The organism is Leucobacter tenebrionis (genome assembly GCF_019884725.1).
In the GTDB taxonomy this organism is placed as follows: Bacteria; Actinomycetota; Actinomycetes; order Actinomycetales; family Microbacteriaceae; genus Leucobacter; species Leucobacter tenebrionis.
This window is the reverse complement of the sequence record NZ_CP082322.1, coordinates 1910343-1926924: the sequence shown is the minus strand read 5'-3', so window position 1 is coordinate 1926924 and position 16582 is coordinate 1910343. Positions and strand designations below refer to the sequence as shown.

Below are 16582 nucleotides of genomic sequence, written 5' to 3'. Positions count from 1 at the left end.
GCAGTGCAGGAGAGGAGGCGCGCCATGCAGCCGAAACGGAACACGTGGCAGCGCGAAGCGGTGCGCGCGGCGCTCGCCGAGGCGCGAGGGTTCGTGAGCGCTCAACAGCTGCATCAGGAACTGCGCGAGAGCGGGTCGACGATCGGCCTCGCAACCGTGTACCGCGCGCTCGGGAGCCTCTCCGAAACCGGTGAGGCGGACTCGCTGCAGTCGCCGGAGGGGGAGAACCTGTTCCGCTCGTGCACGATGACGGGGCACCATCACCACCTCATCTGCCGCAGCTGCGGGGATACGCGCGAACTCTCGGCCGCTGTCGTCGAGGAGTGGACGCGCAGGGTCGGAGCCGAGCACGGCTTCACCGAGATCGAGCACGTGGTCGACCTCTTCGGACTCTGCGAGCGCTGTCGGGGAAAATCCTAGAGGTCCTTACGGGACCCGGTGCTCGGGTACTTCGCTCACAACCGAGGCGGATGCGGAGACCGCGAGGAGTTATCCACAAATATGAACTTCGGCCTGTTTCTGTGCTGTAGCCGTCGTAAGCTGAACACGAAACCACCCTTCCGACTGGAGAAAGGCGGCGCTGATGTCAGCCGAGACGATCACCACGATGCTGACCGGCGTCGGGCTGCTCTTCTCACTGGCCGTCGGCTTCGCCTGGACCATGCGACGCACCGATGTCATCGCCGAGAAACTCGGCGAGCGCATCGACGGGGTCGATGAGAAGCTGACGTCGCGCATCGACCAGGTTGATGAGAAGCTCACGACGCGGATCGACGAGGTTGATGAGAAGCTCACGACGCGCATCGGTGAGGTTGATGAGAAGCTCACGACGCGCATCGGTGAGGTTGATGAGAAGCTTACGCGCCGGATCGACGAGGTTGATAAGAAGTTGACGTCGCGCATCGACCAGGTCGATGAGAAGTTGACGACGCGGATCGACGAGGTTGATGAGAAGCTCACGACGCGTATCGACGGGGTCACTCATAATCTCAGCGGGAGTATCGACGGGGTCGCTCATAATCTCAGTGGGCGCATCGACCGGCTCGATGAGAAAACGGGTGCCCGCTTCGCTGCGGTCGATGAGAAATCGGGCGACCGCTTCGCTGCGCTGGATGAGAAGCTGACGACGCGGATCGACGCGGTGGGCCGCGATGTGGCCGAGTTGAAGGCCAGCGTTGCCGTTCTGAAGAACGGCGTGACCGAGCTGAAGGGGGATGTGGAAGAACTCAAGGTCGACGTGACCGAGCTGAGAAGCGATGTGACCGACGTCAAGATCGCGGTCGCTCGGCTCGAAGGGCCGCAGCGACCTCCGCTGCTTCTCGCGCGCTGAGGCTGACCGGGCTACCGCGGCGCGGACAGGCCGGGTTCACGGGGCCTCCATTGAGGCCCCGTGAACCCGGCGCTAGAGCGCCGCGACGCGGGCCGCGCCTCAGTTCTCGAGCAGGGTGTCGATGTCGTCGGCCCGCGGTGCGTCACTCGCGCTGCCGGTCTCGGCACCGCGAGCGCGCTCGAGCCGAGCCCGCTTCGCGACGATCCGCCTCGCCCTGCGGCGGGCCCTGCCCAGGGAGACCCGCTCGCGCCGGCGCTCGACGAGGGTGTAGAGGATCGGCACGAGCACCAGCGTGAGCAGCGTCGATGAGACGAGCCCGCCGATCACCACGATCGCGAGCGGTTTCGAGATGAACACCCCTCCGCCCGTGAGCCCGAGCGACATGGGCACCAGGGCGAAGATCGTCGCCGCCGCGGTCATGAGGATCGGGCGCAGGCGCAAGCGGGTGCCGTGCTCGACGGCCTCCTCGAGTGAGGCCCCCGCCGCGCGCAGGCGGTTCACGAGATCCATGAGCACGATCGCGTTCGTCACGACGATACCGATGAGCATAAGCAGTCCGATCAGCGCGGGCAGTCCGAGCGGGGTGTTGGTCAGCAGCAGACCCAGGATCGCGCCCGTCGCGGCGAACGGGATCGAGATCAGCAGCACGAGCGGCCCGCGGAAGCTGCGGAACGTCGCGACCATCACGAGCAGCACCAGCATGATCGCGGCGAGCATCGCGGCACCGAGCTGCGCGAAGGCGTCGTCCTGCTCGGCGCTCACTCCGCCCAGCTCGAAGCTCACGCCGGACGGCAGCTCCGCGGTGGCGATCGCCTGCTCGACGGCCGCGTTGGCCGCGTCGAGCTGGCCGGAGCGCGGGGTCACGGTGAGAGCGACCTGGCGCTCGCCGTCGGCACGGGTGATCGTCGGCGCGGTGAGCTCCTCCTCGACGGTGGCGATGTCGGCGAGGGTGATGGCCGTGCCGGTCGCCGCCGCAGCGGCCTTCTGCTCGGCCTCGGCCTGCTCCTGCTGGGCGAACTGCTCGTCTGCATCGGCCTGGGCCTGGTGCAGCGCCGAGATCTGCTCGTCGAGCCCCTCGATGCCGCTCTGAGCGCCGGCGATCGCCCCCTCGATCGCCGCGAGCTGCTCCGCGCGCTCCTGCTGCGCTCGGGCGACGGCCTCTTCGGCCGGATCCCGCGGTGATTCGGGTACGACGGGCAGACTTCGCAGCTGCGCGAGCTGGGCGTTCAGCTCGCCGAGCTGGGCGACGAGCTGCGACCGCTGGGATCCCGCCTCGTTCAGCTGATCCGCGAGTTCCGCGGCAGCGTTGGCGCGCTGCGTCTCAGCCTCCGCTTCGGCCTTCTCCTGCAGCTGATCCGCGGCGAGCTTCTGCGCCTGCGCCGTCTGCTGAGGCGTGACCGGCAGCACGATCGCGCCGAGGGCCTCCGCGGTGCGATCCGCGCCCGGCGTGCGCAGCAGGATGTCGCGCTCCTGGCCGTCGAGCATCATGCTGCCCACCGTCGTGCCCTCGAGCGCGCCGCGCACGGCGTCGGCGACGAGGGCGCGGTCGAAGCCCAGCAGCGCGGCGCGATCCTCGTCGAGGGTCACCCGCATGACGGGCTGTTCCCCGGTGAGTTCGCTGCGCACGGACTGCACGCTCGACGAGTCTGCGAGCTGCTTCTCCAGCAGGTCGCTGGCTTCGCGCAGCGCTGCGGGATCGTTGCCGCGGATCTGGAGGGCGATGCCGCCCCCGCCCGGGCCGCCCACGAAGGCGTCCTGGGTGAGCAGCTGCACATCGCCGGCGTCGGGAACCTTCTCGAGCGCGCGTTCGACGGCGTCGCCGACGGTCTCGACGTCGGCCCCGTCTTCGAGCTGCACGTCGTAGGAGATCGCGGTGGGCATGCCGGCGGTGCCGCCGACGGGGATCGAGGTCATCACATCGCGGACGCCGGGCACTCGGGCGAGGGCGCGCTCCACGGGCTCCGCCGCCGCGACGAGCTGCTCTCGATCGCCGGCCTGCTCGGGCGTCTGTGTGAGTTGCAGGCTCTCGTTGCCCGACGACCCGAGGAAATCGCTCTGCAGGAACGGGGTCATCGCGAGCGTCGCTGCGAGCACGAGTGTCGAGGCGATGAGTGTGATGACGGGGTGGCGTCGCGTGGCCCCCAGGGCGGGCATGAGCGCCCGCTGCAGACGGTCGGGAGCGGATCGGGTCTCGGCGAGCTCGTCGTCGTGGTGCGGCGGTGCGGGATCCGGATCCTCTGCGGACGCCGCCGGATCGACCGCCGGACCCGCCGGATCCACCCGATCTGCCGAGGCAACCGCGGCGACGGACCGCCGCGTCCGCCCGCGCATGAACCAGTACGCGAGCACCGGCACGATCGTGAGCGCGACGAGCAGCGAGGCGAGCAGCGCGACGGTCACCGTCACGGCGAACGGCCGGAAGAGCTGGCCGGCGATGCCGGAGACGAATGCGATGGGCAGGAAGACGGCGACGGTGGTGAGCGTCGACGCCGTGATCGCGCCGGCCACCTGGCGCACGGAGGCGACGACCCCCGCGACAGTGAGCGGACCGGATCCACGGCGTCGGCTGATGTTCTCGATCACCACGATCGAGTCGTCGACCACGCGACCGATGGCGATGGTGAGCGCGCCGAGGGTGAGGATGTTGAGGGTGTTGCCGCTCCACCACAGTCCGACGAGGGTGATGAGCAGCGACAGCGGGATCGAGAGGGCCGCGATGACGGTCGAGCGCCACGAGCCGAGGAAGGCGAGGATCACGAGTACCGCGAACAGCAGGCCGAGGCCGCCTTCGACCGAGAGATCGTGGATCGACTGCTCGATGAAGGGCGCCTGATCGAAGATCGTGACGAATTCCCCGCCGAGCTCGGGGGCCAGGCGGTCGAGCTCGGCCGTCACCGCGTGCGAGATGTCGATCACGTTGGCGCCCTGCGCGGGGAACACCTGCAGTGTGAGTGCAGGCTTGCCGTTGACGCGCGAGATGCTGTCGGCGGGCACCGTCTCGGTGCTCACGTCGGCGAAGTCGGAGAGGTGCACGAGGCTGACGTTGCCGTCGGCGTCGGTCGCGGTGAAGGGCAGCGCGGCGATCTCCTCGACCGAGCCGAGCGAGGAGCCGACGGTCACTGCCAGCCGGCCCTGCTCGGACTCCGCCTGCCCTGCGGGAAGCGAGGCTCCGCGCGTCTCGAGGGCGGGCGCGATCTGGGCGGGGTCGATCTTCAACCGATCGACGTCGGCGGGGCGGAGCGCGATGAGGATCCGCTGCTCCTCCCTGCCTGCCAGCTCGACCTTCTGCACGCCGTTCAGCCCCTGCAGGGCCGGCACCACCTCGCGGGCGAGCTCGTCGGCGAAGGCCGTCGCGTCGCCCGAGGTTCCGGCGCTGAGCATCATCGCGGGCATGTCGTCGGCGCCTCCCGAGAAGACCTGCACCTCGGTGCCGCTGGGGAAGGTCGGCTTCAGGCCGTCGGCGGCCGCGCGGATGGTGCGGATCGTCTCCTCGTCGCTCTCGTCGAACGTCCACTCGACGGTGATGTCGGCGGTGCCGCTCGAGGTGCTCGACGTCACCCGGGTCACCCCGGGCACCGCGCGCAGCGCCTGCTCGGCCGGCTCGGTGACCGTGCGCGCCATCTCCTCGGGGGCGAGGCCCTGGGACTGCACCGATACGAAGGCGGCGGGCACCTGCATGGAGGGCATGAGCTCCTGCTTGAGCGAGCCCATCGAGATGAGACCGAGCACGGCCACCGCGATGGTGGCGAGCCCGACGATCAGGCGGTTCTTGAGGCTGGTGCGAGTGAGAAAGGACATGCGCTCTTTCGGTGTGAGCCGGCCGGGCAGCCGGTGGCTGCGGTCGGGGGCCTGCTGCGGGCGGATCGCCGCGGCTGCATGGCGCACGGCTCGGTCGATGCTTCCAGCTTGGCGGGCGCGGGGGAGCGGCGCATCGTGCCGGGGTACTATTTCGGCTCATCCCGAAGTATGAATCGGGAAACCCCGAACGCGCGGGCGGGGCTGCGGAGGGGCTCGGCGAGGACCGCTCAGCCCCGGGGCCGGGTGCGCGGCGCGATCCAGGCCCACTCGCCGTACTTGGCGGTGCGCCCGTCGCCGCTCGAGCGACCGGTGAGGCGCCGCTTCACCCACGGCACGACGTGCTCGCGGGTGTAGCGCAGCTGCTCGCGGCGTGAGGGGTTCGGGATCGGCGACGCCTCGATCACCCAGTCGCTCGGTGCCGGGTGCCCGAGCGCGCGCAGCACGTTGGCGGCCACGCGGCGGTGGCCGACGGGCGCGAGGTGCAGGCGGTCGTGCGACCAGTACTGCCGTCCGGCGAGTTCGGCGTCGCTCCAGTTGTCGGCGAAGCGGATCCCGAGCCGCTCGGCGATGCCCCGCGCCTCCCGCACCAGCTCGTCGCCCTTCGCGCGCACGCGTGCGCCGCCGGGCAGCCCCCCGGTGGGGTTCGCGCCGGCGAGCAGCAGCGGTTCCGCGCCCGCCTCGCGGATACGTCGCAGCGCGCGCTCGGTCTCGGTGCTGATCCACGCGAGGTCGGTGCCGGGGCGCAGCATGTCGTTGCCGCCGCCGTTGAAGGTGACGAGGGTCGGCCCGAGGGCGAGCGCCGGCTCGAGCTGCTCGGCGATGATCGGACCGAGCAGGCGGCCGCGGATCGCGAGGTTGGCGTACTGGATCGGCGCGCCCGTCGCGTCGGCGAGGCCCTGCGCGACGAGGTCGGCCCACCCGCGCACCGAACCGTCGGGCTGCTCGTCTCCCACGCCCTCGGTGAAACTGTCGCCGATCGCCACGTAGCGGATCGCGGCCCGCTCGCCCGTCGCCCCCTGCTCGCCCGTCGCGGCCCGCTCGCCCGTCGCGCCTCCGGTCTGCTCGTTCACCGCTCCAGCCTACGGGGTGGCGGTGCGCAGGCCCCTGAGGGGCGTTGGATCCTCGGCCGCCTCCGCCGAGATACGGATTTCGCATCTCTGATCGCGAGCGGGGGTGCGAAATCCGTATCTCGAGCGGGGTGAGCCGGATCAGGGGCTGCGAAGGGGCGCAGTCCGGATCCGGATCCGGATCCGCCTCAGCGCTCCAGCAGCTCGCGGATCGCGGCGGTGACCGGGATCCCGAGCCTCTCGGCTTCTGCTCGCGCCCGGTAACGGTGATCGGCGGGCATGCGATCCATGCCCGCTTCTCGGAGCGTTCGCACCAGCTGCGCGGCGCGCGCTGCGAAGCCGCTACCGGAGCCGCCGCGATCCGGATCGAGCACGAGGAGGAACTGGCCGGTGCGCGTGGAATGCGCGTCGGCCGGCTTCTCGCCGCCGGTCTCGAACGAGAAGTCGCCGCCCGTGAGGCCGGACGCCAGCAGTTCGACCAGCATCGAGAGCATCGCGCCCTTGTGCCCGCCGAACGGCAGCAGCGAGCCGCCTTCGACGATGGCGCGCGCCTCGGTGGTCGCGTTGCCGGCCGAGTCGACCCCGGTGCCGGGCGGCACTTCACCGCCCGCGCTTGCCGCCAGGGTGACGTCGCCGAACGACATCGAAGAGGTCGCGAAGTCCGCGATGAGCGGGCGAGCACCGTCGACCGGGATCGCGAAGGCGAACGGATTGGTGCCGAAGACCGGTTCGCGGACCCCGGCGGGTGCGACGTTCGGCTCTCCGCCGGTCACCGCGGTGAGTGCCACGGTGCCGGCCTCGGCGAACGGCTCGAGATCGGGCCACAGGGCGCTGTGATGATGGGAATCGCGGATCGCGACGACCGCGACGCCCTGAACCTCGACCGCCCGCATGATGTCGCCGCGTGCGCGCTCGAGCGCGAGCTGTGCGATGCCGTTGGCGGCATCCACCCTGATGTAGCCAGGGCTGACGACTTCGACCCCCGGCTCGGCCGCGCCGTCGAGATAGCCGCTGCGCAGGGTCTCCACGTGCTGCGGCACTCGGAAGACCCCGTGGCTGAGGGCGCCGTCGCGCTCGCACCCCGCGTGGTTGCGGGCGAGGATCGCGGCGACCTCGGGCGAGGCCCCGGCCGCGGAGAGCGTCGTCTCGATGGCTTCGACGAGATGCTCGAACGGGATGCGTTCGCCGGTCTTCTCGTGGGGTGGAGCAGAGCCCGTCCGCATAGTGGCCTCCTGGGTGCGTGGGAGAGCAGGACTGTCTATTGCAAGATACAAGAGAGGGCCTGCTTCCCGCGCCGCATACACTGTCGGGAGCGCCCCGGTTCGGGGCGCGACCTCGCCGGAGCCGCCGAGCCCGCGCGAGCCGCTCCGCCGCAGGCCCGAAGGATCCCCATGAAACTGTTCCGCTCCGTCCCTCTTCTCGGATGGATCGTCGTCGCGATCCTGCTCGGCATTTTGCTCGGCCCGGTCATGCCCGACTGGTTGGGAGGCGTGTTCCTCACCTACAACTCGATCTTCTCGGGGTTCCTCGGCTTCGCCGTGCCGCTCATCATCTTCGGTCTCGTGACCCCCGCGATCGCGGAGCTCGGCAAGGGCGCGGGCAAGTGGCTCGGGATCACCGCGGTCATCGCGTACGGTTCGACGATCATGGCGGGCCTGCTCGCCTACGTCGTGAGCCGCTGGCTCTTCACCGCGTCGATGTCGGCCGGCGGCGTGGAATCACTGGACGAGGGAAGCGGATCGGGGTTCGCCCCTTACTTCTCGGTCGTGTCCGCGCCGGGCGACTCCGCCACCGAGATCGTGCTCGCTCCCGTGATCGACGTGATGAGCGCGCTCGTGCTCGCGTTCGTCATCGGGATCGGCCTGACCGCGTTCCGCAGTCGCGTGATCTTCCGCGGCGCGGTCGAGTTCCGCACGATCATCGAGTCGCTGATCCGGCGCATCGTCGTGCCTGCCCTACCGCTCTTCATCTTCGGTATCTTCATGGATCTCTCGGCGAGCGGTGCGGCGATCGAGGTCGTCACGAAGTTCCTGCTCGTGGTGATCGTCTCGTTCGCCCTGACCTTCGTCGTGCTCCTGCTGCAGTACGCGGCGGCGGGCGCGATGGCCGGAGCCAACCCGCTTCGCGCGCTCTGGAACATGCGCGATGCCTACTTCACCGCTCTCGGCACCTCGTCGTCGGCCGCCACGATCCCCGTCACGCTCGCGTCGACCAAGAAGAACGGCGTCTCCGACGCGGTCGCGGGCTTCGTGGTGCCGCTGGGCGCCACGATCCATCTCTCGGGCTCGATGGTGAAGATCACCTGCTTCTCGATCGCGGTGCTGCTGCTCACGGGCGGTGATGTGTCGTTCGGCGCCTACTTCCCCTTCATCCTCATGCTCGGCGTGATGATGGTGGCGGCGCCCGGCGTGCCTGGAGGCGCGATCGCCGCCGCGGCGGGCCTGCTCGTGCAGATGCTCGGCTTCGGCGATATGGAGGTCGGGCTCATGTTCGCCGCCTACATCGCGCTCGACAGCTTCGGCACGGCCACCAACGTGACCGGCGACGGCGCGATCGCCATGATCGTGAACCGTCTCTCCCGCGGCCGCCTCGGGCCGCAGGCCCAGGAGGAGGCCGACGAGGTCGTCGAGACACTGGATCCGGATCCGGATCAGCGCCACTCGCTGGCCTGAGCGCTCGCGCTCGCCCTCGAACCCGTGTGACTACAGACCGGATCCACCCCGCGACACGCCCGAGTGTTGCGCGGTCGGCGATCGTCGTCTAAGCTCGATCTTTGGCTGTGCGCCGTCCCAGTGCGCAGACCGCGGGAGCCGCTCGGCTCGAGACCGGAATGATTCGTCAGGCCGGGGTTCCTGCAGACAAGAAATCTTGGGTGAGGCCGTCCGGTCTCACGGTATGAGAGGAAACACCATGGCAGCAGTGTGCCAGGTGACCGGCGCCGTTCCCGGCTTCGGTCACAACATCTCGCACTCGCACCGTCGCACCAAGCGTCGGTTCGATCCGAACATCCAGAAGAAGACCTACTACGTGCCGTCGCTCGGCCGCAAGGTGACCCTCACCCTGTCGGCCAAGGGCATCAAGGTGATCGATGCCCGCGGCATCGACGCCGTCGTGGCTGATCTGCAGAAGCGTGGGGTGAAGTTCTAATGGCGAAGGACAAGGACGTACGTCCGATCATCAAGCTCCGCTCGACCGCGGGCACCGGGTTCACCTACGTGACGAAGAAGAACCGTCGCAACACCCCCGATCGCCTCGTGCTCAAGAAGTACGACCCGGTCATCCGCAAGCACGTCGAGTTCCGAGAGGAGCGTTAATCATGGCGAAGAAGAGCATGATTGCGAAGAACAAGCAGCGCCAGGCGATCGTCGACCGCTACGCGGAGAAGCGCGCCGAGCTGAAGAAGGCGCTCGTTGACCCCAACGGCACCGACGAGAGCCGCGAGGCCGCTCGCGTGGGCCTGCAGAAGCTGCCCCGCAACGCTTCGCCGGTGCGCGTGCGCAGCCGCGACGTCATCGACGGCCGCCCCCGCGGCGTGCTGTCGAAGTACGGCGTCTCGCGTGTGCGTTTCCGCGACATGGCGCACCGGGGCGAGCTGCCCGGCATCACCAAGTCGAGCTGGTAAGTCTCCCGGCCCGTTTCACGGGCTGACCAGCGGGCGCGGATCCTCCGGGATCCGCGCCCGCTTCGTCGTTTCCGGAGGTGCGATCGCGTCGCTACGCGCGGGCTGCCGCCGGTGCGCTCCGGGCCTGCTCAGTCTCGCCAGCTTCGGCGAAGCGGTGGTGCGGCGGCTCGGCGAACAGCTCGTGCTCGGTGTGCTGCAGGAGGTTCTCGACGAGCAGCGACACGTGTTCGCCGCATAGCCGGTACTTGATCGAGGTGCCCTCGCGCCGGCTCAGCACGAGCCGTCCGCTCTTCAGTTTGGCGAGGTGCTGGGAGACCGCGGGTACCGGCCGCTCGAGCCGCTGCGCGATCTCACCGACGGAGAGCTCGTCGCCCGGCAGCAGGATCGCGATGATGCCCAGGCGCGTGCGGTCGGAGAGCAGTTGGAGCACCGCCGCGGCGTGATCGAGTTCGGCCGCGGTGGGCTGCCGCGGGGGCGGGGTCTCTGCTGGCTTACCCATGGCGAATCTCCCTTCTGGTCTCCATCCTGCCCTATGCGACCGTGAGCTTCTCGGGTGCGGGCCACAGTCTGGCCGAGAACCCGAGGGCGGCGAGGGAGAAGGCTGCCAGGAGCAGTGTCATGGGGCCGTAGCCGAGCGCGGTCGCTCCCCAGCCGGCTACGGGGTAGCTGATGAGCCACCAGCCGTGAGCGAGCGAGAACTGGGCGGCGAAGACGTGGGGCAGGTCCTCATCGGGCACCGAGTCGCGGATCACGCGTCCCATCGGAGCGAGCACCGCGGAGTTGCCGAGCCCCGCGAAGAACCACACGGCCCCGAGCCAGGGGAGCGCCTCCGTGCCCGGATGCCAGGAGAGGATGGGCCACACGAAGAGCATGGCGGCGCTCATGACGAGCAGGCCCGCGAAGATGTAGGAACGCGGGCCGATGCGGGCCACGATGGCGGGCATGAACACCGCAGAGGTGATGGATCCCACACCGTAGACGGCAAGCAGGCCGGCTGCCTGGCCCTCGTCTCCGCCGAGCCCGCCGAGCACGAGGGGAACTGTGAGCACCATCGTGATTGCGCCGACCGACGCGTGGGCGAGGTAGATGGCGAGCACCCCGCGCAGCTCGGGCACCGTGGCCATGAGGTGAGTGCCGCGGGTGATCTCGCGGCGCACCGTATCTTCTTCACCGGCGACGCTCTTCGGTAGCGCGGCCGAGAGGATCAGCGCCGCCGAGCCGAGGAAGCCGGCGCTCGTGCCGAGGAAGAGCGCCGCCGAGGGGGCGAATACGAGCACCGCTCCGGCGATGGTCGGTGAGATGAGCGCCTCGGCGTCGTAGGCGAGACGGCTGAGCGCGAGTGCCCCCGTGTACTGGCGCTCGTCGGTCACGACGCGAGGGATGGTCGCCTGGAATGTCGGCGTGAAGAGCGCCGACGCCGACTGCAGGAGGAAGATGAGCACGTAGGCGACCGCGACGTTGTCGACGAAGGGGAGCGCGATCGCGATCGCCGCTCGCGACAGGTCGGTGAGCACCAGGAGGCGCTTCTCGCCCACGCGGTGGGCGATGGCGGGTGCGAGCGGGCCGATCAGCAGGAACGTCAGCATCTTGATCGCGAGGAGTGTGCCCAGCACCGCGGCCGCCCCGTTGCCCGATATGTCGAATACGAGGAAGCCGATGGCGATCGTCGAGAGCCCGGTGCCGAGCAGCGCCACCACGTGCGCGGCGAAGAGGCGGCGGAAGATGCGGTGACGGAGTGCGATGAACATACTTGATTATTTGCGCAATTGCGCAAGTAGTCAAGTATTGATTTCGAGTGGCCGCTGCTCCGCTCGGACCATGCCGTCATTCTGGATACTGCGGTTCGCTCCGCTCGCGCAGCATGGCGGGGAGTCGCAGGGTGACGGCTGGGCTGGGGAGCGATCACACGGGCGCGTGCTCCGAGGAGGCGCGGGTGATACTCTTCAGCCGATGACGAGAGCAGCCGACGCGACCGGGACCCGGGGGGCCGATGGGTCCGGCCCCCCGGCCCTCGTGCTGCAGCGCGCGAGCGCGGCCGAGCAGGTGGCCGACCGGCTCACCGCCCTGATCCTCGAGGGGACGATCGGCCCCGGGGAGCGTCTGCGCGAGAGCACCCTCGCGCAGACGCTCGACATCTCCAGGAACTCGGTGCGCGAGGGCATCCGCCTGCTCGAGCGCGGGCGCCTCGTGAAGTACGAGATGCACCGGGGCGCGGTCGTGGTCACCCCCTCGATCGAGGAGCTTGACGACCTCTACCGTACGCGGCTGCACCTCGAGTCTCTGGGGGTGGGTGTCGAGGCGACGCCGGCTCACACGGCCGCGCTCGAGCGGGCCTTCGAGCACCTCGTCGACGCGGCGGACACGGGGAGCGCCCGCGCGGTCGTCGCGGCCGATCTCGCCTTCCACTCGACCCTCGTGGCGCGGCTCGGCAGCGCCCGCATCGACTCGTTCTTCGAGACCGTGATGACGGAGACGGGGTACTACCTGCTCATCCTCTCGCACGCCGATGACGAGATCGGCCGGATCGACGAGGCCGTGCTCGATGACCACCGCCTGCTGCTCGAGGCTGTGCGCTCGGGAGATGCGGGCGAAGCGCGGCGCGCGCTGACGGCGCACCTGCGGAGCAATCACGAGCGGATCCGCCAGATCCTCGCCGGAGGCGACACGGCGGATGCGCGGTGATCCCGGTGCCGGCCTGCCCGCCGGCACCGGGATCGACCCGGTTCAGCGGGCCCGCCTCGCCAGATTGTAGAAGCGGATCTCCTGGTACTCCTCGAGGCCCTCGCCGCTGCCCTCGCGGCCGAGGCCCGAAGCCTTCACCCCGCCGAACGGTGCCGCGACGTTAGAGACGATGCCCTGGTTGATCCCGACCATGCCGGCGTCGAGGCGGTCGGCCACGTCGAACGCGCGATCGATGTTCTCGGAGAAGACGTAGCTCGCGAGGCCGAACGGGGTGCCGTTGGCCCGCTCGATCGCCTCCTCCTCGGTGCCGAAGCGCGCGATGGAGGCGACGGGGCCGAAGATCTCGGTGTTCGCGATCTCGGCGGTCTCGGGCACCCGGTCGAGCACGGTCGCCTCGAAGAAGTGCCCGTCTCCCTCGGGTGCGGAGCCGCCGAGGCGCAGATCGGCGCCGTGCTCGACGGCGTCGGCGACGAGGCGCTCGAAACCGCGCACCGCGCGGTCGTCGATCACCGGACCGAGCGTGACCCCCTCGGCGAGGCCGTTGCCGAGCACCGCCTCGCGCATCTTCTCGGTGAAGCCCTCCACGAAGGCGTCGGCGATCCCGTCCTGCACGAGGATCCGGTTCGCCGCAACGCACGACTGCCCGCCGTTGCGCAGCTTCGCGACGACGGCGCCCTCGACGGCGCGCTCGAGGTCGGCGTCGTCGAAGACGAGCAGCGGCGCGTTGCCGCCGAGTTCCATGGAGCTCTTGATGACGTGCTCGGCAGCCTGGCCCAGCAGCACGCTGCCGATGCCGGTGGACCCTGTGAACGACACCTTGCGCACGCGACCGTCGGCCATGAGCGCAGAGCTGAAGCCCGCCGAGTTCTTCGTCGTGACGACCTGCACGAGGTCGGCGGGCACCCCCGCCTCCACGAAGATCTCCGCGACGACGAGGGTGGTCAGCGGGGTCAGCGCCGCCGGCTTCACGACGGCGCCGCAGCCCACCGCGATCGCCGGCGCGATCTTGCGGGTGGCCATCGCCATGGGGAAGTTCCACGGGGTGATGAGGAGCGTGGTGCCGATCGGGGCGCGAGTGGTGAGGATCGTGGACCCGCCTACCGGGTTCTCCCGGAAGTTGCCCGCGGGGCGCAGTGCCTCCTCGGCGTACCACCGCACGTAGTCCGCCGCGTACTGCACCTCGCCGTAGGCTTCCGCGAGGGGCTTGCCCATCTCGCGCGTGATGACACGGGCGAGGCGGTCCTTCTGCTCGATGAGCAGGTCGTAGGCCCGGTGGAGCACGTCGGAGCGGTGGCGGGCGGTCGTGCGGGCCCAGGTCTTCCCGGCGGCGTCGGCGCGTCCGAGCGCGACGAGCGCGTCCTCGATCGAATGATCGGGCGGGGTCGCGATGACCCGCTCGGTCGCGGGGTCGCGCACCTCGAACGTCGCGGTCGTGCCGAGGTCGAGGCGGTCGAGCACGACGCTCGCGAGTGCGGCGTCGGCGCTTTCGATCAGCTGCTGGTCTACGGTGCGAAGGGTCATCGTGCTGTCGCCATTTCCGGGGTCGAGGTGGTCGCGCCGATCGTGTCGAGTGCGGAGACCGCGGCGGCGACGATCCCGCGGACCTCCTCGTCCGTCGTGGTGAACGGCGGGCTGATCTGGATCACGTTGCCGCGCAGCGGTCGTGCGATCCAGCCCTGCTCCACCATCGCGTCGGTGACCTCCTCGGCCGAGAACTCGGGCCGCAGCTGGATGCCGCCGAGGAATCCGGCGAAGCGGGTCTCCTCGATCCGATCGTCGCCCGCGAGGCCCTCGAGCTCCGTCGCGAGCACGCCCTCGAGGCGCCGCACGCGCTCGAGCAAGCCCTCGCGCTCGATGATCTCGAGGTTCTTCAACGCGAGTGCGGCCGAGGTTGCGTGGCCGGAGTAGGTGGTGCCGTGCCGATACATGGGCGCCCCGGTCTCGTAGAAGGGTGCCCAGACTTCGGGGGCCACGATGATGCCGCCGACGGCGGAGTAGCCCGAGGAGATGCCCTTGGCCATCGTGACGATGTGTGGGCGCAGCCCGTATCGCTGCGCGGCGAACCAGTGCCCGGTGCGCCCGAAGCCGGTGATGACCTCGTCGAGGATCAGCAGGATGTCGTGCTCGTCGGCGAGCTGCTGCAGCCCTTCGAGGTAGCCGGGGGCGGGAGGGATCACGCCGCCGGTGCCCTGGACGGGTTCGGCGATGATCGCGGCGATCCGGTGCGGGCCGATCTCGGCGACGGTCTTGCGCACCTGCTCGATGTCGTAGGTGTCGAAGCGCGCAGTCTCGGGCACGAGCGACTCGGTGCCGTAGCCCTCGCGGTTGAAGTCGAGGCCCGCCACGCTCGTGCCGTAGGCGTGAAGGCCGTGATAGGCGAGGTCGCGGCTGAGCACCATCGTCTTCTCGGTGCGGCCGCGCAACTGCCAGTAGCGGCGCGCGAGCTTGAGCGCGACGTCGATCGAGTCGGATCCGCCACTGTTGAGGATGATCTTCGGGTCGGTGATCGGCGCGATCGAGGCGATCTTCTCGGCGAGCTCGACGGCCCGGTCGTTCAGGTAGCGTCCGAACACGTGGTAGGTCTCGAGCCGTCGCATCTGGGACGCCGCGGTCTCGGCCATCTCGGCGCGGCCGTGGCCGATGTTCGCGTGCCACAGTCCGGCGGTGCCGTCGAAGAGGCGCCGTCCATCGCTCGTGAAGACGTAGTTGCCCTCGCCTCGCTCGACGACGATCTGCCGTCCGAGCACGGAGGGCATATGGGCCTGGGCGCTCCAGAGGGCGGGGCCGGTGTGCAGGGGTGGGGTCACGATGGTGAGATCTCCTTTGTTCTCGTCGCCACCGCGCCGGGGTGGCTATGAATTGTAGGGCAATACTACGATCTAGATGACTCTGCGTCCAGGTCTATCGCGACTTATCGCCCTATTGTAGATTGTTGACAGTTTGCACGCTATCGTAAGGAGCTGGAAGTGATGAACGCGCACACGATCTCGGTGCTGGCCGGTGACGGTATCGGGCCCGAGGTGATGCCGGTGGCCATGGAGGTGCTCGACGCCGCCACCCGCGACCGCGGGATCCGGCTCGAGTGGCGGGAGCAGCCGTGGGGCAGCGACTACTTCCGCTCCCACGGCCGTATGATGCCCGTCGATGCGATCGAGACGATGGCTGCAACCGACGCCGTGTTCCTCGGGGCGGTGGGGCACCCGGAGGTCTCGGACGTCGAGACGCTGTGGGGCATGCTCATTCCGATCCGGCGCGAATTCGATCAGTACGTGAATCTCCGGCCGGTGCGCTCGTTCTCGGGTGTGCGCTCCTCGCTGGCGGGCGATCCCGAGATCGACACTGTGATCGTGCGCGAGAACGTCGAGGGCGAGTACTCCTCGGTCGGCGGGCGCAGCTACCCCGGAACGCCGTTCGAGGCCGCGCACCAGCAGGCGATCTTCACGCGTCACGGCATTGAGCGTATCGCCCGGTACGCCGTCGAAGTCGCGAGGGGGCGTTCCGGTCGCCTCGTGTCGGCGACGAAGTCGAACGGCATCATCCACACGATGCCGTTCTGGGACGAGGTCGTGGCCGAGGTCGTCGAAGATGCCGGCGGAATCGAACTCGAGTCGGTGCTGATCGATGCCCTTGCGGCGCGGGCCGTCCGGGATCCGCGGAGCCTCGATGTGGTGGTGGCCTCGAACCTGTTCGGCGACATCCTCTCCGACCTCGTTGCGGGCGCGGTCGGCTCGATCGGCATCGCCCCGAGCGCGAACCTGAACCCGGAGGGCAGGCACCCCTCGATGTTCGAGCCCGTGCACGGTTCGGCGCCCGACATCGCGGGGCGCGGGATCGCGAACCCCATCGGGCAGATCTGGGCGGGGGCGATGATGCTGCGCCACCTGGGCCACGCGGATCGCGCGGAGGCAGTGGAGCGGGCGTTCACGGCCGTCATCGAGCGGGGCGAGGTGACCCCGGACCTCGGCGGCTCGCTCACGACCGCGGAGGTCGGGGCGGCGGTCGTCGAGGAGCTCTCCGATGACGCCGATGTGTGACGCGTATTGCGACATCGTTTCGTAATCGTTGGATTGTTGACAATCTATC

General features: G+C 69.5%; 15 protein-coding genes. 8 read left to right on the top strand and 7 right to left on the bottom strand.

Translation table 11 applies throughout. The features are described 5' to 3' along the window. The first annotated feature begins 24 nt into the window (after positions 1-24). Together KVY00_RS08910 and KVY00_RS08905 are read left to right on the top strand one after the other, a co-directional pair. Positions 25-420, top strand: coding sequence for a Fur family transcriptional regulator (locus tag KVY00_RS08910; protein WP_223042632.1), 396 nt, complete (start codon positions 25-27; stop codon positions 418-420). Positions 421-583: 163 nt separating this feature from the next. After that, positions 584-1330 carry a hypothetical protein gene (locus tag KVY00_RS08905; RefSeq protein WP_223042631.1) on the top strand — a complete coding sequence of 249 codons (747 nt, stop codon included), beginning with the start codon at positions 584-586 and terminating at the stop codon, positions 1328-1330. Positions 1331-1429: 99 nt separating this feature from the next. On the opposite strand, the gene KVY00_RS08900 is transcribed toward KVY00_RS08905, so the two are convergent. The 3 genes from KVY00_RS08900 to KVY00_RS08890 all read right to left on the bottom strand — a co-directional run bounded on the left by KVY00_RS08900 (position 1430) and on the right by KVY00_RS08890 (position 7418). Beyond that, positions 1430-5128, bottom strand: a complete 3699-nt coding sequence (locus KVY00_RS08900; protein ID WP_223042630.1) for an efflux RND transporter permease subunit — start codon at positions 5126-5128, stop codon at positions 1430-1432. A 227-nt stretch (positions 5129-5355) separates the two neighbouring features. After that, complete coding sequence (locus KVY00_RS08895) at positions 5356-6120, bottom strand: SGNH/GDSL hydrolase family protein (RefSeq protein ID WP_223045252.1); 765 nt, start codon at positions 6118-6120, stop codon at positions 5356-5358. A gap of 263 nt (positions 6121-6383) precedes the next feature. Further along, entirely contained in the window at positions 6384-7418 is a 1035-nt protein-coding gene (locus KVY00_RS08890) for an Ldh family oxidoreductase (protein WP_223042629.1), read from the bottom strand. A gap of 168 nt (positions 7419-7586) precedes the next feature. Here KVY00_RS08890 and KVY00_RS08885 point away from each other — a divergent pair, with 168 nt between their 5' ends. The 4 genes from KVY00_RS08885 (at position 7587) to rpsN (ending at position 9817) form a co-directional block, all read left to right on the top strand. Then, a complete protein-coding gene (locus tag KVY00_RS08885) occupies positions 7587-8867 on the top strand; it encodes a dicarboxylate/amino acid:cation symporter (protein ID WP_223042628.1) in 1281 nt (426 codons plus the stop codon). A gap of 238 nt (positions 8868-9105) precedes the next feature. Further along, the gene (rpmB, locus tag KVY00_RS08880) at positions 9106-9342 is read left to right on the top strand and encodes a 50S ribosomal protein L28 (RefSeq protein WP_105805590.1); all 237 of its coding nucleotides are present in this window, start codon (positions 9106-9108) and stop codon (positions 9340-9342) included. After that, positions 9342-9509 carry a 50S ribosomal protein L33 gene (gene rpmG / locus KVY00_RS08875; RefSeq protein WP_017884003.1) on the top strand — a complete coding sequence of 56 codons (168 nt, stop codon included), beginning with the start codon at positions 9342-9344 and terminating at the stop codon, positions 9507-9509. The genes rpmB and rpmG overlap by 1 nt, the downstream gene beginning before the upstream one ends. Before the next feature lie 2 nt (positions 9510-9511). Further along, entirely contained in the window at positions 9512-9817 is a 306-nt protein-coding gene (rpsN, locus tag KVY00_RS08870) for a 30S ribosomal protein S14 (RefSeq protein WP_017884002.1), read from the top strand. A gap of 91 nt (positions 9818-9908) precedes the next feature. On the opposite strand, the gene KVY00_RS08865 is transcribed toward rpsN, so the two are convergent. Further along, positions 9909-10316, bottom strand: coding sequence for an ArsR/SmtB family transcription factor (locus KVY00_RS08865; protein ID WP_223042627.1), 408 nt, complete (start codon positions 10314-10316; stop codon positions 9909-9911). Positions 10317-10347: 31 nt separating this feature from the next. Continuing rightward, positions 10348-11565, bottom strand: a complete 1218-nt coding sequence (locus tag KVY00_RS08860) for an MFS transporter (protein WP_223042626.1) — start codon at positions 11563-11565, stop codon at positions 10348-10350. 202 nt (positions 11566-11767) lie between these two features. On the opposite strand from KVY00_RS08860, the gene KVY00_RS08855 reads away from it, so the two are divergent. Further along, on the top strand, positions 11768-12499 hold the full coding sequence (locus KVY00_RS08855) for a GntR family transcriptional regulator (RefSeq protein ID WP_223042625.1): 732 nt from the start codon (positions 11768-11770) through the stop codon (positions 12497-12499). A gap of 42 nt (positions 12500-12541) precedes the next feature. On the opposite strand, the gene KVY00_RS08850 is transcribed toward KVY00_RS08855, so the two are convergent. Continuing rightward, positions 12542-14020, bottom strand: coding sequence for an NAD-dependent succinate-semialdehyde dehydrogenase (locus tag KVY00_RS08850; RefSeq protein WP_223042624.1), 1479 nt, complete (start codon positions 14018-14020; stop codon positions 12542-12544). Beyond that, complete coding sequence (locus tag KVY00_RS08845; RefSeq protein WP_223042623.1) at positions 14017-15306, bottom strand: aminotransferase family protein; 1290 nt, start codon at positions 15304-15306, stop codon at positions 14017-14019. Before KVY00_RS08845 ends, KVY00_RS08850 begins: the two co-directional genes overlap by 4 nt. Positions 15307-15468: 162 nt before the next feature. Here KVY00_RS08845 and KVY00_RS08840 point away from each other — a divergent pair, with 162 nt between their 5' ends. Beyond that, the gene (locus KVY00_RS08840; RefSeq protein ID WP_223042622.1) at positions 15469-16533 is read left to right on the top strand and encodes an isocitrate/isopropylmalate dehydrogenase family protein; all 1065 of its coding nucleotides are present in this window, start codon (positions 15469-15471) and stop codon (positions 16531-16533) included. Positions 16534-16582 lie beyond the last annotated feature (49 nt).